This is a genomic window from Candidatus Avedoeria danica, from assembly GCA_016703025.1.
GTDB classification, from domain to species: Bacteria; Chloroflexota; Anaerolineae; order Epilineales; family Epilineaceae; genus Avedoeria; species Avedoeria danica.
Genome location: JADJCV010000004.1, coordinates 2,104,160 through 2,125,030, shown reverse-complemented (window position 1 = coordinate 2,125,030; position 20,871 = coordinate 2,104,160). Strand labels below are relative to the sequence as shown.

General features: G+C 70.5%; 14 protein-coding genes. 5 read left to right on the top strand and 9 right to left on the bottom strand.

The window, feature by feature from the left end; all coding sequences use genetic code 11:
• Positions 1-63: 63 nt before the first annotated feature.
• On the bottom strand, positions 64-666 hold the full coding sequence (locus IPG72_11635; protein ID MBK6769637.1) for a Uma2 family endonuclease: 603 nt from the start codon (positions 664-666) through the stop codon (positions 64-66).
• Positions 667-902: 236 nt separating this feature from the next.
• Between IPG72_11635 and IPG72_11630 the strand changes: the two genes are divergently transcribed.
• A complete protein-coding gene (locus IPG72_11630) occupies positions 903-1,661 on the top strand; it encodes an alpha/beta hydrolase (protein ID MBK6769636.1) in 759 nt (252 codons plus the stop codon).
• A gap of 123 nt (positions 1,662-1,784) precedes the next feature.
• On the opposite strand, the gene IPG72_11625 is transcribed toward IPG72_11630, so the two are convergent.
• Positions 1,785-4,976: a hypothetical protein gene (locus IPG72_11625; protein MBK6769635.1), complete on the bottom strand. Its 3,192-nt coding sequence runs from the start codon at positions 4,974-4,976 to the stop codon at positions 1,785-1,787.
• A gap of 61 nt (positions 4,977-5,037) precedes the next feature.
• On the opposite strand from IPG72_11625, the gene IPG72_11620 reads away from it, so the two are divergent.
• Entirely contained in the window at positions 5,038-6,318 is a 1,281-nt protein-coding gene (locus tag IPG72_11620; GenBank protein ID MBK6769634.1) for a histidine--tRNA ligase, read from the top strand.
• A 61-nt stretch (positions 6,319-6,379) separates the two neighbouring features.
• Here IPG72_11620 and IPG72_11615 read toward each other — a convergent pair whose 3' ends face one another.
• Entirely contained in the window at positions 6,380-7,768 is a 1,389-nt protein-coding gene (locus IPG72_11615) for a tyrosine phenol-lyase (protein MBK6769633.1), read from the bottom strand.
• Between the two features lie 79 nt (positions 7,769-7,847).
• The gene (locus tag IPG72_11610) at positions 7,848-8,789 is read right to left on the bottom strand and encodes a hypothetical protein (protein MBK6769632.1); all 942 of its coding nucleotides are present in this window, start codon (positions 8,787-8,789) and stop codon (positions 7,848-7,850) included.
• A 257-nt stretch (positions 8,790-9,046) separates the two neighbouring features.
• Between IPG72_11610 and IPG72_11605 the strand changes: the two genes are divergently transcribed.
• The 3 genes from IPG72_11605 to IPG72_11595 all read left to right on the top strand — a co-directional run bounded on the left by IPG72_11605 (position 9,047) and on the right by IPG72_11595 (position 15,345).
• Entirely contained in the window at positions 9,047-10,249 is a 1,203-nt protein-coding gene (locus IPG72_11605; GenBank protein MBK6769631.1) for a hypothetical protein, read from the top strand.
• 167 nt (positions 10,250-10,416) lie between these two features.
• Entirely contained in the window at positions 10,417-14,052 is a 3,636-nt protein-coding gene (locus IPG72_11600) for a hypothetical protein (GenBank protein MBK6769630.1), read from the top strand.
• A 72-nt stretch (positions 14,053-14,124) separates the two neighbouring features.
• Entirely contained in the window at positions 14,125-15,345 is a 1,221-nt protein-coding gene (locus IPG72_11595; GenBank protein ID MBK6769629.1) for a hypothetical protein, read from the top strand.
• Positions 15,346-15,474: 129 nt separating this feature from the next.
• On the opposite strand, the gene IPG72_11590 is transcribed toward IPG72_11595, so the two are convergent.
• From IPG72_11590 to IPG72_11570, 5 genes are all read right to left on the bottom strand, one after another.
• The gene (locus IPG72_11590) at positions 15,475-15,729 is read right to left on the bottom strand and encodes a hypothetical protein (GenBank protein MBK6769628.1); all 255 of its coding nucleotides are present in this window, start codon (positions 15,727-15,729) and stop codon (positions 15,475-15,477) included.
• A 205-nt stretch (positions 15,730-15,934) separates the two neighbouring features.
• Positions 15,935-18,160 (bottom strand): hypothetical protein, encoded by a 2,226-nt coding sequence (locus IPG72_11585; GenBank protein ID MBK6769627.1) that lies wholly within the window; start codon positions 18,158-18,160, stop codon positions 15,935-15,937.
• Positions 18,161-18,342: 182 nt separating this feature from the next.
• Positions 18,343-18,558, bottom strand: coding sequence for a hypothetical protein (locus IPG72_11580; protein ID MBK6769626.1), 216 nt, complete (start codon positions 18,556-18,558; stop codon positions 18,343-18,345).
• 86 nt (positions 18,559-18,644) lie between these two features.
• The gene (locus IPG72_11575) at positions 18,645-18,857 is read right to left on the bottom strand and encodes a hypothetical protein (GenBank protein ID MBK6769625.1); all 213 of its coding nucleotides are present in this window, start codon (positions 18,855-18,857) and stop codon (positions 18,645-18,647) included.
• 98 nt (positions 18,858-18,955) lie between these two features.
• Positions 18,956-20,716 (bottom strand): hypothetical protein, encoded by a 1,761-nt coding sequence (locus tag IPG72_11570; protein ID MBK6769624.1) that lies wholly within the window; start codon positions 20,714-20,716, stop codon positions 18,956-18,958.
• Positions 20,717-20,871 lie beyond the last annotated feature (155 nt).

Sequence of the window (20,871 nt, the reverse complement as noted above, 5' to 3'; positions counted from 1 at the left end):
CCCCCTCCCCCGGAGTTGGGGGGAGGGGGTCGGGGGATGAGGGCCGAAGGCCGTCCGCCCCGCCTAGCCCCGCTTCGCCCGCACGATGTCCGCCACGTCCAACCGCACGTCCGGCCAGCGCTCCGGCGACACCGTGTCCCCCGGCTCGAGCACCGCCATCGTCCGGTACCGTCCGGCCGCCGCGTCCAAGTCCCGATAGACTTCCAGCTGACGCTTCGGCAGCACGGCGATCCAGTACTCCGGGATGCCCGAGCGGGCGTACAACGGTAGCTTGATGGCGCGGTCGTGCCGCACCGAGGACTGGGCGATCTCGACGATGAACGCCACGTCGGACGGCCAGAGCCGGTCGTCGCGCGCAAGCACGTCGGGCCCGACGACGGCGACGTCGGGCATGACCTCGGTGTCGTCCGCTAGTTGAAGCGAGTTCTGCGCAGAGACGAGCGCTCGGCGTCCGAATTGGTGGGCCAGGTAGTTCACAAGGTAGAGCGATGAATGGATATGCTCGCCGCCGATGGGTGCCATGACGTAGATGTCCCCGTGGATCAGCTCGGTGCGGACATCCTCCGGCCAGGCGTCCGCCTCGAACAGCCTGTGGTACTGCTCGACGGTGAATCGCCAGCGGCCGGGTCGAACCGTTTTCGTCTGCGTGGGGATCGCCAGTGTCATCGCTCGCTCCTCCGCCCACACGACGCTCGTGGGCTGCTCGGGCAGTATAGCGATGAGGATAACCACCGCCAACGCGGTGTGGAACGCGGATCGCGACACATCGGCGACGCATCGGCGACGACCTGGCGACGGCGCCTACGGCTCGCCCAGGCGAAGTGAAAGCTTCACTCCGCGGCGATGAAGCTATCATCGCCGGCACCTAACGCCGGCTTTGCCGGCCGATGAAACCTTCATCCGTGCCCGATGAAGCCTTCATCGCCGCGCCGCTCCTCCAGGAACCCGCGATGTCCCTTCCGTCGCTCCTCCTCCTACACGGTGCCCTCGGCGCGAGCGACCAATTCGACGCCCTCGCCGGGCGCCTGTCCGACACGTTCGACGTCCACCGCTTCGACTTCGAGGGCCACGGCACGCTGGCACCGCCGACGCGGCCGATGACGATGGACCGCTTCGCCGAGGCGGTGCGCGATCACATCGCGACGAACGGCCTCGCGCCGGCGCGCGTGTTCGGCTACAGCATGGGCGGCTACGCCGCGCTCCTGTGCGCCCGACGCCATCCGGGTACGATCGAGCGGATCATGACGCTCGGCACGAAGCTGGCCTGGACACCGGATGTCGCCGCCCGCGAGGCCGGCTACCTCGATGCCGCACGCCTGACCGAACGCGCCCCCGCCTTCGCCGCGCAGCTCGCCGCGCGCCACGGCGATGCCCACTGGCCCGCGCTCCTCGCCGCCACCCGCGACATGCTCCTCGCCCTCGGCACCGCCCCAGCCCTGTCGGACACCGACTGGCCCGCCCTCGACATCCCGGTCCGCATCGCCGTCGGCGACCGGGACGCGACGGTGACGGTCGACGAGTGCGTCGCGGCGTACCGGGCACTGCCCAACGCGCAGCTGCAGGTGTTCCCCCAAACGCCGCACCCGCTGGAGCGGGCCAACCCAGAGTGGCTGGCCAAGGCGATCCGCGAGTTCATGGCAAGCGCGACAACGGTTGCGTAGGGGCACGGCATGCCGTGCCCATTCGTACAACAACCGCATCCGCAGGCGCACGACAACCATCGCTTAGGGGCACGGCGGTTTCCGCATTGGCGGCGCGGGTTCGCAGGTTGGGGGAACGGGAACCTACCGCCGCGCCCCCTTCGCCACGTACGGCGCGTAGATCGCGATCGTCACCGTGTCTTCCGCGATCGTCCGGTGCCCGTCCGCGTTCGTGTGGATCACCTGCACCCGCTCGTAGCGGGCCAGCGCCGCACCCTGCGCGCCGAAGCCGGGCGGGTTCGTCGTGTCCAGCGTGAAGTTGCCTTCGGCGTCCGTGCGGACGGCGACGTTGATCGAGGCCTCGCCGTCGCGCGGCCAGAGGCGCAGCTGGGCGAAGCGGCCGAGGACGCCGGTGCCGACCGGGACGCGGCCCGTGACGGTGCTGCGCGCCGTGTCGAGCGCGAGGCGGACGTCGGCGATCGTCATCGTGGCGGCTTCGGCCGATGCGCCCGTGCCGATGTTCGCCGAGACCGATTGGCCCGGCCGCGGCTCATCGACGGCATTCTCCCCCGAAACGAACATCGTGAAGTCGATCCAGCCGTCCGTGTTCGTCGCCCCGTTTGCGGTCTGCACACGCCGTCCATCGTTCCAGCGCAGTTCGGCCGGCGTCAGCGGCGTCGCCTCGAGGCCGAACGAGCGTTGGCCGAGGTACGCCGTCAGCCGCGCGATCCGCGCCAGCGCCCACTGCCGGTGCCCCTCGCCGTTCAGGAACGCCACCGTCGCGCTCGTCCCGCCGAGGCCGTCGATGCCGCCGGGCAGGGCGAGGCGGAAGGCGCCGGTTCCATCGGTCGTCACGTTCTGGTTGCGCACCTGCCCGTTCGAGCCGACGACGCGCGCGGCGAGGGCGGTCGAGATCGGGCCGGTGCCGACGATGGCCGTGGCGCCGCCGTCGCGGCTGAAGCGCGCCGACAGGTCGTCGGCGGTGAGGGCGATGTGGCGCGCCTCGAACTCGACGTCGACGGTGCGGCCGGCCGTGATCGCGACGGCGTCGTCCATGTCGCCGCCGCGGACGATGCGCGCGTCGAACGCCTGCCCGTCGTCGGCGGTCGCGGTTCCGCGGCCGATCTCGGTCGCGCCGTCTTTCAACGTACCGACGATGCTTGCGCGCGGGAGCGCGTAGCCGGCCACGGCGTTGCCACCGACCTGGACGTTCAAGTACGGCAGAAGGCGGTCGATCCGCGAGCGGTCGCCGTTGGGGTAGGTGTAGGTGATCTCGAGACGGCTCGCGGCGCGCAGGTCCTGGTCGGGCGCGAACTCGGCGGCGTACGTGCTGACGGCTTCGACGAGCTGCTCGCGCGTCTCGGCGCCGTTGCCGCTGCCGGCCGGCGGACGGGCGCGCACGGCCACGCGGCCGCCGGGCGTCGCCTCGCCGAAGACGCGCTCGCGCGCCGTGTCCCACTCGATGGACAGCGCCGGGACGGTCATCTCCTTGGTGGCGTTGTTGAACTGGACGCGGATCCGGTCGCCGGGCTTCGGGAAGTAGGCCGCGCCGCCGGCCGTGCGGAGCGTCGCGTCGAACGCGCCGAGGAAGTTCGCCGTGTCCGTACCGCCGGCGAGGACCGTTCCGGTCGCCGACAGCGCCGTGACCGTCACGTCGGCCCCGCCAGCCACGCTGCCGTCCACACGGCCCGCCTCGGGCCAGACGCGGAGGGACGAGGCGGCCGTGGCGAGCGTGATCGTGTGGCCCTCGGGTACGGTCTGCGTCACCTCGACGCCGATCCCGCCGACGAGGTCGAAGTCGCCCCTGAAGTCGGCCACGTAGCGGCCGGCCGCGTCGGCGGTGACGTCGCGCGAAGCGCTGAAGAAGAGGATGGATGCCGTCACCCGCAGCGCCGCGCCGGCCGGTGCCTGGCCGCCGACGGTGTCGGCCGCGATGTCGATGTCGGCGGTCAGCGTCGGGATCGGGAGGTCGATCCGCGCCGTGCCTTGGCGAAACTCGAGGACGTCCGTCGGGCGGACGTCGATCGGATCGCCTTGCACGTTCTCCAGTGTCGCCTCGAACGTCGCGCCGCCGCCGAAGAAGCGGCCGCTCTCGACAAGCGTCGCGGTGTTCGCCCGCAGTGCGCCGCGCGCATCCTTCAGGTTCAGCCGCACGCCTTCGCCCGGCGTCGCGACGCCGGTGACGACGCTCTCACCGAGGCGGACCGCCAGGCGGGTGACGGCAAACGCGCGGCGGTTCGTGACGTCGACGCCGTCCTTCCGGTCGTAGACGTTCAGCTGGCCGATCGTGCCGGGCACGATGTCCAGCTCGGGCGCGAACGAGACGCGCCAGCTGCCGTCCGCGGCAGCCGTCGCGGACCGCGCCGGCGGGTTCGCGACGCCGTCGATCATGGCGGTGACGCCGCGGCCGGGCGGCGCCGTTCCGCCGACGCTGTCCGTCGCGGGGTCGACGGTCACCGGCAGGTCCGGTACGGTGTAGTCGAGGATGGCCGATCCGCCGATCAGCAGCCGCAGCCGGTCGCCCGGCCGGATGTCGACCGGCTGGCCGGCGGCGTCGGCGAGCGAGGCCGACCAGATGCCGATGAAGTTCGCCGTTCCTTCGCCGCGACCGGCGACGGTGTCGCCGCGCCGGGTCAGCTCGACGGCCAACTCGGTGCCGGCCGGCGCGATCCCGGCGACGGTGTCGCTGTAATGGAAGAACATCACCTGCTCGGACTGCAGCCGCTCCGCACGAAACGTGAACGCGCCCCGCACGACGTCCACCCGCAGCGTCGTGAGCGTGTCGACATCGTAGGCGCCCGCGAAGTCGACCGAGAAGCGCCCGGTGCCGTCGGCCACGGCGCCGCGCGACGCGGCATCGAATCCAAGCCCGGTCCGCACCGTCACCGTCACGGCCGCGCCGGGCGGGGCGGTGCCGAGAACGACATCGCTGTCGGTGTCGCCGAGAACGGTCAGCGCCGGTGCGCTGTCCGCGATCGTCGCCTCGCCGGAGCGCACCGTCACGCGGTCGCCGGCCGCAATGGGCGCTCGCCGGCCGGTCGCGTCTGCCACATCGAGGCTGTAGGCGCGGAGGAGCGGGATCGAACGCCCGGCCGCGCTGCCCTTCACCGCACCGCCCGCCGTAGTGACCTCGACGCTCACCTCGGCGTTCGAGCCGGCCTGGCCGGTGACGGTGCTGCGGCCGAGCGTGACGACGGCCGACAGTGGAGACTGGGCCGGGTCTTGGGCGGCCGGCATCGCCTGGACGCGGGGCAGCGTCGCGGGCAAGGAGGCGACGAGCGCGGCGATGAGGGCGGTGGCGAGTGCGGCGACGAAGGCGATTCGGGTGCGGGACATCGTCGGCTCCTGGAGGGCGGGCGCGTGGGAGCGCGAAGGATAGCATCTATAATCCCGCCCCATGACCGACTTCCAGCGCCCGACCGGCACGCAAGACGTCCTGCCAGACGACCAGGCCTATTGGCGCTGGATCCTCGCCACGGCGCGCGATGTCGCCGGCCGTTACGGCTGCCGGCCGATCGACATCCCGATCTACGAGCACACCGAGCTGTTTGCGCGCGGGGTCGGGACCGGGACGGACATCGTCGAAAAAGAGATGTTCACGTTCCGGCCGCGGCCGGAGAGCGAGCAGCTCACGCTCCGGCCCGAGTTCACGGCCGGGATCATGCGGGCCTACCTCCAGAACGGGATGGGCTCGTGGCCCCAGCCCGTCCGGCTCGTCACGTTCGGCCCGGTCTTCCGCTACGAGCGGCCGCAGGCGAACCGTTTCCGGCAGCACTCCCAGTTCAACGTCGAGATCATCGGCGAGGCCGATCCGGTCGTGGACTTCGAGGTGATGAGCCTGCTGTGGGACTACTTCTCGGCGCTTGGCCTGACGGGCCTGCGCTTCCAGCTGAACTCGATCGGCAGCCCCCAGGCGCGCCGGTCGTACGTTGCCGACGTCCTCGTCCCGTACCTCGAGCGCCGCCGTGCCGAGCTGCCCGAGATCGACATCGAGCGGCTGGCGAAGAACCCGCTGCGCGTGCTGGACAGCAAGGAGGCGCCGACGCAGAGCGTCATCGCCGACGCGCCGCGCCTCACGGACCACATCGACGACGAGAGCCGCGCCCACTTCGCCGACCTCAGGCGCTACCTCGACCTCGCCGGACTGGCGTACGACCTCAACCCATTGCTCGTTCGCGGACTCGATTACTACACGCGCTCCGTGTTCGAGATCCACGTGCAGGGCATCGGCGCCCAGAGCGCGCTGTGCGGCGGCGGGCGGTACGACGGCCTGATGGAGCTCCTGGGCGGCGTGCCGACGCCCGGCGTGGGGTTCGGCAGCGGGATCGAGCGCTGCGTGGCCGTCCTCAAGCAGTTCGACATCCCGCCGCCGCCACTCGGCACGCCCGACGTCTGGTTCGTCTACTTCGACGGCCCCACCAAGGACGCGTGCGTGCAGGCGGCCGTGGCGCTCCGGCGTGCCGGGATCGCGGCCTCGATGTCGCCGGGCACGAAGGGGATGCGCAAGCAGCTGGGCGATGCGTCCGACGCCGGGGCGCGGTTCGCGGCGATCATCGGCGGGGACGAGCTGGCGGCCGGGACGGTCATGCTGAAGGACCTCGCGGCCCAGGAGCAGCGGGTCGTCGAGCGGGATGCGCTTGCGCTGGCGGTCACGGGCGGGTCGCCGGACGACGGGTAGGCCTTGGCCGGCAAGGCCTATGGCCGCCCGAACTGCGTCCTATACCTACTCAAACCGCGGCCTATACCCGCTCGAACCGCGCCTGGAAGAACCGCAAGTACTTCGGCTCGTACAGCATTCGAAGCCCCGTCGCCGTCGCCCGCTGGTCGTACACGGCCTTCACGGACTCGGCTACGACGTCCATGTGGGCCTGGGTGTAGACGCGGCGCGGGATCGTCAGGCGGGTCAGTTCGAGCTTGGGGAACTGATGCTCGCCGGTTTGCGGATCGCGGCCGGCGCTGACGATGCCGCGCTCCATCGCCCGGATGCCGGCGTCCAGGTAGAGCTCGGCGGCCAGCAGCTGGGCCGGGAACTGGTCCTGCGGGACGTGCGGGTAGAACGCGCGGGCGTCCAGGAAGACGGCGTGGCCGCCCGTCGGACGGACGATCGGGATGTCCCAGTCGGCCAGCAGCTCGCCCAGGTAACGGACCTGGCCGATCCGGGAGCGGATGTAGTCGTCCTGCATGGACTCCGTGATGCCGATCGCCATCGCCTCCATGTCGCGCCCCGCCAGGCCGCCGTACGTGTGCAGGCCCTCGTAGACGACGACGAGGTTGCGCAGCTCCTCGAACAGCCCCTCGTCGTTCACCGCCAGCCAGCCGCCGATGTTCACGAGGCTGTCCTTCTTGGCGCTCATCCACGCCGCATCCGTGAGGTCGCACAGCTCGCGGACGATCTGGGCGATGGAGCGCTCCGCGTACCCGGCCTCGCGCTCCTGGATGAAGAACGCGTTTTCGACGAGGCGCGTGGCATCCAGGAAGAGCTTCAGGCCGTGCCGATCGCACAGCGCGCGCACGTCCTTCACGTTGGCCATGCTGACCGGCTGCCCGCCGGCCATGTTCACCGTGCCGGCCAGGCTGACGTAGGCGATGTTCGCCGCGCCCTCGGATGCGATCACGGCCTCGAGCTTGGCGAGGTCGACGTTGCCCTTGAACGGATGCGGGTCGTGCGGATCGTGCGCCGCGTCGATGATGACGTCCACGAAGCGGCCGCCGGCCAGCTCCTGGTGCAGGCGGGTCGTCGTGAAGTACATGTTGCCCGGGATCACCTGGCCCGGTCGGATCGCCGTCTGGCTGATCAGGTGCTCCGCCCCGCGGCCCTGATGCGTCGGCACGAAGTAGCGGTAGCCGTACGTGCGCTGGACCGTCTCCTCGAGACGATAGAAGTTGCGGCTGCCCGCATACGCTTCGTCACCCAGCATCATCCCGGCCCACTGCCGGTCGCTCATCGCGTTCGTCCCGCTGTCCGTCAGCAGGTCGATGTACACGTCGTCCGACCGCAGCAGGAACGTGTTGAAGCCGGCCTCGCCGAGCGCCTGCTCGCGCTGCGCGCGCGTCGTCATCGTCAGCGGCTCGACGACCTTGATCTTCCACGGCTCGGCCCACGAGCGGCGGCCGAACTGTTGGCCCATCGTGCGGGGGGGAAGTGGATCGGACACGGTTGGGGCTCCTGGGTGTGGGCTGCAGCCTTGATGGGAAGGCTCGCGGCGGCTAGTTATCCGCCGCCCCGCCTTCGATCCAGTCCCGGATCAGCGCGATGTCCTCGTCGGACATCCGGACGCCGCCGGGCGGCATGTACGGCGACACCTGCCGGGACACCTTGAGGTAGAGCAGGCTGGCCTGCGGCTCCCCCGGCACGACGACCGGCCCGCTGTTGCCGCCGGCCATGAGGTGGGCGTAGTCGTCCAGGTTCAGCCCGCCGACGTAGCCGTGGCAGCCCCGGCAGTCGCGCACGAACATCGGCAGGATGTCGTCCCGGAAGCTGACCGGGTCCGGACCCGGCTTCGTGACGTCGTCGACGGGCCACGGCACGGGTCCCGTCACGCGGTAGTTCGACGCGACGCGCACGAGATCGTAGAGGTCGATGCAGCCGCTGTCGTCCAGATCCGCCGTCGGATCGAAGTCCGCCTCGCCGGCGCACTGGCGGTAGTGGGCCAGGATACGCACGAGGTCGAAGAGGTCGACGCGGTCGTTGTTGTCGGTGTCGCCGCCCGGCAGCTCGACGGTCTCCATCGTCGTGACGGCGTCGGCGACGCACGGCACGTTGTCGGCGGAGGCGCTGAGGTGGCGCGGCCGCGTCGCGTGCAGGCGGACCGTGCCGGGGGAGAGGCCGGTCAGTTGGAACGCGCCGTCGGGCCCGGTCGTCGTTTCGGCCCCGTCGGTCCCGTTGGCCCCGGCGGCCGCCCGCACGATGATCCCGTCGTCCGCGCCGGCGCCGGACAGCTGGAGGCGGCCGTTGATCGTGCACGTACCTGCCTGCGCGGCGGGCGCGGCGTGGGCGAGGGCGGAGGGGTCGCTGACGCGTACGGCTGCAATCGATGCGGCGAGCGACGCGGCAATCGCGAGGGCGACAGCGATACGGGTGAACGGTCCGGACGGGACGGGCCGATGCGCGCTCGGTGTCGTCGCTCGAGGGGCTCGCGGTCTGGGCATGGGCATCGGCACGGGCGTCGGCATGGGCATCGGCATGGTGGTTGGCCCCCCGTCGCGAGGCACCGGCGTCGGCGACACCGGGTTCGACAGCTTGACATGATCGCACGTTTGCTCGGACGCGACGTTGCGTTGGCGCAAGTTCGCGCGGTGGGTCATGCTGTATGCTCGATCCGTTCAGCCGGGATCCGTTCATCCAAGATCCACTCCGTTCAGATCCGCTCCGTTCAGACAGACGCGCTCAACCAAGGATGATGCCGGTGACCAAGCCCTACCGAACGATGGTCCGACTGTTCGCCGTGCTCGGCGCATTGGCCGCGATCGACGCCGCGTTGGCATCGGTGGGCGTCACGTCGTTCCTGATGGGCCTGCGTTGGCTGCGCGTGCACCTTGTGACGATCGGCATCGTCGCCGAGGCGGCGTTCGGGCTCCTGCCCGGCCTCGTGGCGCTGCGTGCCGGACGACCGGCGCCGCCGCCGCGAAACGACCGCTGGCTGCTGCTGAACGTCGGTCTCGTCACCCTCCTCGTCGGCATTCCGCTCATCCGTGCGCCGATGATCGGCGTCGGCGGCACGCTGGTGCTGCTGGCGGCCGTGTGGCTGGCGTGGGACCTTTGGCGGATCGTGCCCGACGCATCAGATGCGACCGCGAACGGCACGGGCGGCCGCCCCTTCTACCTGGCCGCCCTCTCGTTCGTCGTCGTCGGCGCGCTCGTGGGCACCGGACTGTGGCTCGGTTGGGGGCCGTGGCTGCGGATCGCGGTACCCAAGGAAACGCACGTCCACGCCGTCGTCTGGGGCTTCGCATCGTTCGTCCTGGCCGGTCTGCTGACGGACCTGCAACTGCCGCTGACGGGCCGAGCTGCCGCGCGGCCGCGCTGGCTGACGATTGCCTTCTGGCTGCAGCTGGCCGGCGCTCTGGCGCTGCTCGCTGCGCCGTGGATGGGCGACGCGAACGGGCTCATGATCGGCGGCATCGTTCTGTTCGCCGTCGCGACGGCGCTGCTGTACGTCCAGCGGATTCTGCCTTTGCGCGCGCACGGCGGCCCGGGCGCGGCCCATGTGCTGACCGCCTACATCTGGATCCTGGTGCCCGCCACCGCGCTGCCGTTCATCCTCCTCGGCTCCGGCACGCTGCCCGTGGCGCGGGTCGAGTCCGTCGGACCGGCCATCCTGGCGTACGGCTGGCTGCTGCAGACGCTCATCGCGCTCCTCCCGCCCGCGTTCGCGCGGGTCGAACAGGCCGACGCATCGTCCGCGGATCGCTTGGCGCTCGGCGGTCGCTGGAGCAGTTGGATCGGCCTCAACGTCTGCACGCTGGCCCTCGTCGCCAGCATCGCGCTGCCGGCGTTCGAAGCGCGGCTGCAGGGGGTGGCGTTCGGGCTGCTGGCGGCGGTGTTGCTCGGGTGGGCGTGGGATCTGACGCGCACCCAGTCCCGGGCCGAACGCATGGCGGGGTACTAGCCGCGTCCATGCGAGCGCAGCCCGCTGCGGCCGGGCACTACACGTCCTTCACACGAAAGCAGGGCAAGGCCGTGACCAACCACAAGGTCGTCTCCGGTTCGGTTGACACCCGTGGGCCCGTCGCGGCGACCGCAAATCGCGGGCCTGCGAACCCCTTCCGCGGCCCCGTGCGGTTCGCGCTTGCAGCGGCTGCGGTGTGTGCCGGCGTGCTCGTCGCCGCTGCACTGCTTGCGCCTGAACGGACCACGACACCCTTGGTGGATGCGGCGACGCTGCAAGGCGGCGCGTGGGTGCTCAAGGAACCCGTGGTGAACCGGGCGTCGGACCGCGTGCCTGTGCCCGAGGAGAACCAGCAGGGTTCGTTCGACATCAGCCCAACCGGGGCGAGCAGTTCGTTCAGCTGGAGCAACTCGAGCACCGGTCGAAGCGGCTCGATGAGCACCAGCCACGCCTGGACGCCGCCGCCCGCGGTGCTTCTGCCCGGCCAGACCATCGAGGTGTCCGTCTCGTCGACGCTGTCGATCAGCGGCTCCGGCGACGGTTGGCACCATGACTGCGACACCTATTTCTGGGCGGATCCCCCGGCGCGCCGCCTCGCGTCCGCCAACCTCGGCGGCTACGAGTACAACCCGGGCACCAAGACGGGGACGTTCGCCTACGCGGTGCCGAACGGTCCCGGGACGCTGCAGTGGTTCTTCGGCGTCGGCACGAGCTGGAACAACGGGTCGTCGGTGACCTTCGACTACGAATGGCGCGCCGTTGCCCCGCCGATGACCGCGACGGCTTCGGCGACGGCAACCGCCAAGCCCAGCGCAACCCCGACGCCGGTCCTGGATGTCATGGTCGGGCACGTCGAGCACACCCAGGTGATCCAGTGCATGGACATCACCGAGGGCGCGACGAACTGCGCGGACAACGAGATCCCGCTGATCCGCGGCAAGCCCGCTCTGCTGCGGGTCTACCCGCTCGTGGACCTCGCTTCCGGCAAGGTCGACGGCCAGCGGCTGGACGCCCGGGTAACGGTCCTCGACCCGCCCGGCCGGGTGCTGCGCCCCTTGCACGGGCCCGCCGTGCTGACCGCCGCGCACACGGATGGGAGCCGCGCGTTTACGCTGCGGCCGCACCTTGGCGGTGGGACGCTGGACTTCGACTTGCCGCTCGACCTCGTCCGGCGGGCGCGCGTCGTGCTGCGCGTCGAGCTCGACCCCGACCGCCGGCTCGCCGAAACCGACACGCGCAACAACACCGAGATCGTGACGTTGGACTTCGAGCCCAGCCCGGAGCTCGCCGTCACCTACGTGCCGATTCGCTACCGGCCGCCGGGCCAGCCGGGCAAGTTGCCGGACGCCGATCGCATCGCGCGTGCGGCGGCCTGGATGAAGGGCACGTTCCCGCTCGCGGCCAGCGCGCTGACGTACCGGCGCGGGAGATCCATCGGCTTCGACGAGTCGCTGACGCCGAAGGCGACGCAGCGGGCGCTCATCGCCCGCCTCAACTGGCTGTACGCGCATCCGCGCGTGCTCAACCTCGGCGGCTCGCCCGACCTCCTGGTGGGCTGGCTCCCCAGGACCGGCGACACGAAGGTGGTTGGGAGGTCGAATCCCGCGTGGAGCGCACCGGCCGGTCTGGAACATGTGGTCTGGGTCCAGAACTATGCCCACGGGCCGGAGACGATGGCGCACGAGATTTCGCACAACCTGGGGCGCCGCCATCCCATCCGCACGAAGCCGGATCGCGTCAATGCCTGCGGGGCTTGGGACGACGACACGGATTGGCCGTTCCCGCTCGACCCGACGATCCGCGAGATCGGCGTGGCGCCGGCCGCCGCCGGCTGGCAAGCGTTGGCGTCCGGCCTCCACGACGTCATGAGCTACTGCGATGACAAGGGGTATGGCTTGGCACCGTGGACGTACCAGAAGCTGTACGATCGGTTGGCCGTGGCGGCGCCGCCGGCCGACGACGCGCGTGCGGCCGCGGCGGACGATTGGGTAGCTGAGCCGCTGATCGTCGCCAGCGGCACGGTCTTCCGCGCCGGCAGCGCCGCACTGGACAAGATCCTGTTCATCGACGGCAACCCGTCGGCCATCGAATACGGCGCGTCCGGCGAGTACTGTGTGGCCCAACTGGACGGCAACGACCGCATGCTGGAGGACGTCTGCTTCGAGGCCGACTTCCTGGACTCCGAGCAGGAGCCCGTCGACGCCGAGGACTTCTTCGTCGTGCGGCGCGCGGCGCCGGGCGTCCGTGCGCTGGAGGTGCGACGCCTGGGTCAAACGCTGGCGCGCCGCGCGGCCAGCGCCCATGCGCCGGCCGTGGCGATCACCAGCCCGGCGGCCGGCGACCGGTGGGATGGGATGCGCACGATCCGCTGGACCGCCAGCGATGCGGATGGCGAGCCGCTCGTGTTCGACGTTGTGTACAGCCCTGACGGCGGCGTGACGTGGACCCATGTCGATACCGGGCTGGTGGGCAACAGCTACGCCCTTGACATGGCGGAGCTGCCTGGCGGTGACGGGGCGCTCGTGCGGGTGTATGCCTCGGACGGCTTCCTCGCCACCGCCGCGACCTCCGACGCATTCGCGGTGACGGAGAAGAGCCCGCGACCGGTCATCCTCGCGCCGGCGCGCGGTGCCGTCCTGCGGCCCGGCATGCCGGTGAGGTTCTCGGCCGGCGGCGACGATCTCGAGGACGGTGCGCTGCCGTCCGACGCCTTCACGTGGACGTCCGATCGCGATGGGTTGCTGGGTGTGGGTGACATGGTCGTGACGCTGCTCTCCGCGGGAGACCATTGGATCACGCTCGGGGCACAGGACTCGGGGGGCGTCTTCGGGGCCGACGTGATCAGCGTGACCGTGCGCGCGTACACCGCCCACCTGCCCATTTCGTTGCGGGCTGCGCGACTCGGTGCGTCCGACTCGCCCCCAGGAACCCCCGCGACGGCATCCGCCACACCTCGTCGCACGCCTACCCGCACACCGACCCGCACGTCGATGCCGGGAGCCAGCCCAACGTCCACGCGCACGAGAACCCCCACGAGCCGCCCGCCCACGCCGTCGCCGACGGCCACCGGCGGGCCGGGGCCGTTGTGCCGATCGTGGCTCGTGAATCCGGGCTTCGAGTCCGGGCCCGTGGATTGGTGGGCCTTCGCGGCGTTGGAGCCCGGTGACGCGGCGACCGTCGTGGTGGAGGGCACCTCCGTGGGCGTCGCCGCGCGGAGCGGCGAGTGGCTTGCCATGCTCGGGCGCAACCCGGACGCCTCGGACGAGATGCTGATCCAGCCGTGGCCTCCTCACGGACCGCTGGTGGAGCCGGGCAGGATGATCTCGGCCACGCTGCAAATGCACTTCGGCATTCTCACCGACGAGGTGAGGGACGGTGTTCATGACGACTGGCTGGCCAGCGTCGTCTACGACCAGTCGGGCAATCCTGAGAGCGTGCCCCGCACCATGTTCAGCGAGGAGATCATCGACAGCGACACCTGGTACGAGTTCGCTCATCCGGTGGACGTGACCGGGTTGCTTACGCAGCGCTCGGGCTGGGAGAGCATGGCCTTCGGCTGGTATGGCGAAAACAGCGCGGAGCACCGCTCCAGGTTCTTGTTGGACAATGCGCGACTCATCGTGTGTCAGCGTGCCGCCGCCTCGCCGCCGGCGCTTCTTCCTTCACTCTCGCCCGCTCGCACGCGGGATGTGGTGCTGCCGGCGGCGGTGCTCCGAACGGACGCGGCGATGGCGGACCCGCGCCAGCTGCGCAGGTTGGGCCCGATCCTCGAGCGCGTGCTGCACCAAGAGCGCGGCCGTTGATGCAAGGCGCCGTGCGATGCGGCTACCATAGGCATCGTCGCCACCCAACCAGCTTCCCCGCCAGGTGCGCCCATGTACGAGCTCCCGCTCCCCCACGACCCCGACGACATCCTCGACGCCTGCACCGTCCGCGGCCTGCGCATCCGCGGCCAGGGCCGGCTGCCGGTCCGCCGCGCGTCGGGCGCGCCGCACTGGCACATGGGCTGGACGGACCGCTCCGGGACGATCGAGCTGACGGAGACGAAGGACGGCGCGATGCTGAAGGTGGCTGCGAACCGCGACGCCGGCTGGGCATCCGGGTTTGCGCGGCGGCTGGGGCGGACGCTGGCGCACGAGGCGGCGTTTGCGGCGGGGCGCGTCGAGCCGCTGGCGCCGCGGGTGCTCGTGATCGTCCATGACCCCGTGGTCGACGAGAAGCACGGCCGGCGGCTGAGCGAGCACATGGGGTGGAACGATCCGGACGCGCTCGTGGCGCAGTATGTGTCCGACGTGGCCGAGGCGAGCCACGGCCTCGTGCGCTACGACGTGGTTCAGCGGCGGGCCGCGCCGTGGTGGCCGCCGAAGGTCGACGGCTTCCGCTACACGCCCGCGGATTACCTGAAGCGCTGGAAGACGCGCGACATGTACCAGCCGGATGCGATCGACTACCCCAAGCAGGTGAAGGCGTTCGATCTCGTCAAGCGCTTCGAGCGCGACGAGATCGACGAGGTCTGGTTCCTCACGTTCCCGTACGCCGGCGACTGGGAGTCGACGATCGTCGGGCGCGACGCATTCTGGTGCAACTCGCCGCCCGTAGCGGGATTCGATGACTGCGCCGGCCGCTTCACGCTGATGGGCTTCAACTACGAACGTGACGTGGGCTGCATGCTCGAGAACCTCGGCCACCGCGTGGAGTCCGTGATGGACCGGGTCTGGCGGCGGCGCCACGGCGAGCGCAACCTCTGGCACCGCTTCATCCGCCACGACCAGACCCACCCCGGAGCGTCCCAGTGCGGCAACGTCCACTTCGCGCCGAACAGCGAGCGTGATTACGACTGGGGCAACCGGCGCGACGTGCCGAGCTACTGCGACGACTGGCTGGTGTTCCCGCGCCACGCCGGCATCGAGGATGCCGCAGACACTGAAGTGAACCGTACCCGCGCGCGAGTCGTCGACTGCCGTGAGTGGGGCGGTGGCGACATGCGGGCGCACCACGTCTGGTGGTTGTCCCACCTGCCGCACGTGGCAGGGGAGACGGACGGTGTGGCGAACGAGTGGTGGCGGTTCGTGGTGGATCCGAACCGGGTGACGTAGCGGCCATGAAAGCCGAAAGCCGGCCCCCTCCCTGAGGAGAGGCCCGGCCTTCGGTGTGTCCGCCCTGTCGCACCGGCTCCGGGGGGATGCCGGTGCGCGAGAAATCGGTGTGGGGGGTGCCGCTCGCTCTCAGCTCAACTCGTACGGGCTGCGGACCAGCAACAGGTACGGTGAGCCCGACGTCGGCGCGCCCATGAGGCGGGCGCCTTCCGAGGCGGCGGCTGCCGGGACCGTGGGAACTGCGTCGGCGCGGCGTCGCTCGGTTTCCAGGCTGCGCTGGCGGGCGGCCAACGCCATGAAGTCGAGATCGACCGTCGTCGTCGCGGCGTCGTGCCATGCAGTGGCGATGGGGTCCTGCCAAACGGTTTCGTGGTCGTAGAACATCGTCCCTGTCTCCTAAGCCGGTCGCATTCGAAACGCAAAGCGTGCTGATCAAGACCAAGATCGAAAAAATCGGCTGCCAAACCCACAAACGGCCCAACCACACCGGCGCACTTCAAATGGTCTGTCGACCGCTGCTTGCATGCTCTATGACGCCACCGCCGGTGGGGCGGATACGCAAAGTTTCGCGTGCCCCAGAGCCGAGCCGTCACGGCGTCGCGTCCACGGGCGTCGCTCGGCGCCCGGCCCACGGGAGGAAGAGCATCGCGCGATCGATCCCGACATCCGGCGGCGCTCCGGCGGTCGCAGTTGCCGGTGGAGCGGTCGGGGAGATGGTCGACGCGGGCGGACCGGACGTCCCCGTCGCGCTGGCCGTCGCGCCGGCTGTCGCGACGGCCGTGGCCAGCGGCGGCGGCGCGTCAGGCAGCGCGCCGTAGTCGGCGCGGCTCGGGACTTCGCCCGCCGCCACCCACGCCGCCGCGGTCTCGCGGATCGTCGCCCAGCGGAGGTGCGGCGATCCGGCGGCGCGGTCGGCCCACGCCGCCAGCGCGGGCACGTCCACGGCCGGGGCGTTGCCGTTGAAGGCACGTGCGTTGATCATCACGCTCGTCGACAGGACGGGCGGCAGCGCTTGGCCGCGGGCGACGGCCGCCGTGACGGCGCCGACGTAGGCGTCGACACCCGCCGTGTCGCGGCTGCCGCCGCCGACGCTGATCAGGTTGGCGCGCGGGTCGTGGACCGTCATCTCGGCGCCGCTCTTCGGCCGCCAGAGGCCCGTCGACCGATCGTCCGCCCCCGGCCCGTGCCCGGCGCGGTTGGCGAAGCCCCACGTCACCTCGGCCTGCCAGCGGCTCCCGTCCGGCACGGCGACCGGCAGGCGCAGCGCGTCGAACTCGGCGGCCAGCACGCCCGAGGCCACGCGGTTGGGGTGCGCGCCCCAACTGGTCAGCAGCGCCACGATGACGGGCCGATCCGCCGCGGCGTGGGCGTGGACGTCCATGTCGACGCCCATCGCTTCGAGCGCCAGGACCGCCTCCTTGGCCCGCGTCTCGCCTCTGAGCCAGCCGATGTCGACCCCGATCGACCAGCGCATCGCCGTCGGCTGCGCGCCGACGTGGCCGGCGGCGGTCACGCGGCGGTAGAAGTCCAGCAGCGCCGTCACGTCGGGCCACGACTCGGGGTTCGTCTCGATGTGCATGGAGCCCGAGACGTAGACGATCGGGCCGGCCGCTGGGTGGACGGTGGGCGCCGCGGGCGGGGGCGACGATGGCGGTGCGGTTGCGGTCGGAGGCGACTCGGTCCCCGCCACGGTCGGTCGCGGCGTCGCCTGCTGGCCGGTCAACATCGTCCAGAGCCCGCGGGCGTTCACGCTCTGCAGGCCGGCACGGCCGGCCGCCACCTCGGCCACCGTTCCTTCGTACAGCGTCCACATCGCGGCCTGTTCGGCGTCGTCGAGCAGCGGCGACTTCAGCGTCGGGTCCCACGGCGGCCGGCGGCGATCCTTCTGGTAGACCGTCACCCAGGCGGAGTCGACGGCGAAGAAGTCGTTGTCGTGCATCTTGATCCCGACGAAGTACGGCCCGCGCGCCCCGGCGGCCGCCCGCGCCTCGGCCACGGCCGCATCGAGCACCGGCCCGGGGTCCTTGCCGACGTGCTCGAACAGCCGCAGGTCCACGTGCTCGGGCCGGACGTACACGCCGCCGATCTGCTCGCCGGCGTTCACGATCCGCCCGTGCACGATCCGCATCCGCGCGCCGAGCTGCCGGAACACGGCGGCGACGTTGGTTGCGATAGGGGCGTCGGCGAGGAACGCGCCGATCCACGGCCTGTAACCGATGGTGTCGGCGACGTAGGCGTAGCCGCCCGGATCGTCCGTCGTCCGCCCGGTCACCGGATCGACGGCGTGCGTCTCGTAGCGCAGGATCGTGGCCTGCTGGTCGGCGGCCGACATCGCCGCCAGGCCGAGCCAGTCGTAACCGGTGTGGTACGGCCGCGGCGGCCGGTTGTGGCTGGAAACCTCGGCGACGGTCGAGGTGCGGAGGCGGTCGATGAGGTCGGGCGCCACGGTCTCGTACAGGCGGAGGATCGTGTCGGTGAGGTAGACGTCGACGGGCACGCCGTGGCGCTCGTGGATGTCGAGGACGCGGTGAACGGTGGCGGCGCTCCGCTCGGGGTAGCTGAAGTCCTGCGTGTTCAGCGCGAACTGGGCGTAGGCGGCCGGCTGGGCGGTCGCCGGCGGGGCGGTGTGGTGCGCGGTGGCGAGGGCGGTGGCGAGGGCAGTGGCGAGGGAGAGGGAGATGGCGAGGGCGAGGGGCACGGCCGGGCGGTTGCGGACGATGAGATCGGCGGACGCGGCGGACGCGGCGAGCGAGGCGGGCGAGGCGGGCGGCGTCGGCGTTGGGGTGGACGGCGGTCGATCGAAGGGGGCAGGCATCGCAACCTCCGGCAACGGAATTGGGGCGGGGGGAGCCGCGGGTGTGTTGCGGGGCGTAACGATGCAGCACGGGGCTGGGGTTGTAAGGTCCGGGAAAAAGAAGTGTGACGGGAGTGTGACGAGGGCCGCCGATGCCGAAACCGGCACCGGCGGCCCTCGGATCGAGCGACGGACGCGATGGCTCAGAGCGCCGCAGTGCAGCGGTAGGTGCCGTCGGCCTGCAGGTCGAACGTCAGCCGGAGTTCGGTGGCGCCGCCGACGGGAACGGCGGCCTGCTGCACGAGGCCGGCGAGCGGGCCGACGCGCTCGTCGCCCTTCTTGGCGGTCGCAAACGTGTGGCCGGCGTTGATGAGCACGGCCATGCTTGCTTCGAGTTGCTCTCGCGGGGACAGGGGCATCGGAGTCTCCTATTCTGTGTTGATGGTGCCGGATGCTGGGAACGCTGCTTCACTGGACGAAGGAGCAGTTGGGTCTCGGTCGACCGCTACGGCACGAAGAGGTTGCCCTGCCAGCCCTTGTTCTTGTCGAGGCCGAAGAAGACCCGGAAGTGCGCCGGCTTGACGCCGTTGGCGCTGTTGGCGGCGACCGCGATCAGGTCGAGGGATGGCGGGAGGTCGCCCTTCTTGTCGGACCAGCCGACGTTGAGGACGGTCTCGAGGCGGGTGGTGACTTGCTTCTTGGCTTGCTGCGGGGTCATGTTCGGACTCCTTTTCTATTCACTCGATTCACGTGAATGTCGGACTCGCGACGGACGGTCGCTGCGCACGGAACGTGACGGCGTGCTGGCTGAATGGGCTACTGGACAGCGCACTGGCCCCAGTACTTGCGGCACGTCCCTGTCCCTGTCCCGTCCGGCATGCACAGCTTGCCGGAGCTGTTGTAGTAGATCGCCCGGGTGGGACCGACGCGATTCGCGCCCGCATCGTCGAACAGGAAGCACGCGACCGGCCGGCCGCCCGTCGTCCGAAACTCCCCGAACCACTTGCGGCACGCGCCGGCGCTCGTGCCGTCCGGCGAGCACGCCTGCGAGCCGCGCCGGATGTACACGGCGTCCGTGTACGGCGACGGGTTTGCCAGGCCGTCTTCGAAGACGCGCATCTCCACCGCCTCCCCCGTCCGCGTCGTCGCGCACCGACCGAACCACCTGCGGGTGCGGCCCTCCACATCGAATGTGACGTCGCGGAGGAACGGCAGGCGGAGGGTGGTGATTCCCGTGGTGGGCCCGGTGATCCGACGGTAGCCGTCCTCGAACAGGCGGCACGTGACGGACTCGCCGCAGCCGCCTGGGGCGCCGTAAAATGTGCCGGCGCCGCTCGCGTCTTTGGGTGAGATCGACAGGTCGCTTGTTTGCGCACCGTTGCATTGCGGATAGTGCATGACCGACAGGCTGTCGTAGTCCGTGAGCGGCCGCCAGGAGTTGTCCTCGAAGCACATGGCGGCTTCGGGCCGGGTGTGCTCGTGGCGGAAGCCGAGCGTGTGTCCGAGCTCGTGGCGCAGGATGCCGCGAATCGTCCATGGAGAGATCGGCCCGAACGTTTGGTCGTCGATCATCACATTGCGCTGCGGTCGCGGCTGGTGCGGGAAGAAGGCACGGGCCAGGTAAGGTGCGTTGGCGATCGGCCGGACGTCGAACTGAACATCCGAGTTCCCGGCCGTGCATAGCGCATCTTGGGCCACGACATGTCGGAACGTGACGCCAGCCACGGCCGACCAATCTGCGGCAGCCTGTTCCATCGCGAGTACCGCGGCGTTGTAGCGCGGCCCGAAGCTCGTGGAAACGCAGTAGGTGATGTCGCATTGCTCCGGAGCGTACCAGCGCGAGTCCTGGCTGTTCACCTGGTGGACGATCAGGCCGTCCTTCAGCTGGCCGACGTCGCGCATCTTCAGCTCACCGACGTCATCCGATGCGACAACGACCTCGAAGAGGCTCCGCAATGCGTCCTCATCGTAGATCGGGATATCGCCGTCGACGATCCATGGCCCGCCGTCGGGCTCACGGTACGTGCATGCCTTGAAGTCCTCGAACGTTGGCGGTTCGTCCTTCCAGTCGCAGTCCGGTACGAATGTCGCGAGCGCAAGGTCGGCAGCGACACTGGGCGCTGGGGCGCCGGCGTCGGCATCGAGCGTCAAGCGGTACGCGGCCCGCCGTCCATGGGCGTAGTTGAAGATTTGGACCGTGACCGTCCCCGCCGATGCCGTGTTGCCGCCGTACGTGTGGACGCAGGCTCCGACGTTGCTCGACGTGCCGAGGAGCGCCCCATCGGCGAACACGGCGAAGCCGAATGGGCCGGACGGAGCACCTGGACGCGGGCCGGAGAGGCACGGTGCGTCGGTTTGCGTCAGCCGCAAGACCGACCCGCCGCTGAGGGTGCCGACATCGACGGTGGCGAAGGAACCGCCGCTGTTGCCGTCGATGGCGCCGGATGCGAGCTCCGTGCCCTGCGCGCTAGCGGTCATGCTGCGGCCGAGGGCGGCGATGGTGATAGACACGGTGATCAGCGCAACGAGGCCGCGCTTGATGGGCGGATGACGTTGCGATTCGGACGATGCGTACATGGGAATTCTCCTGGAGATGGAATCTTGAAACGGTGGATGTTTTCATGCTGCTGGCACAAGGACGACGGTCGGCGGGGCGCGCACCGATTGGCGCTGCATGGAAGTCCACATTGGATTTGACTCCGGCAATTGCTTCGAGACGGAATGCTGAACGC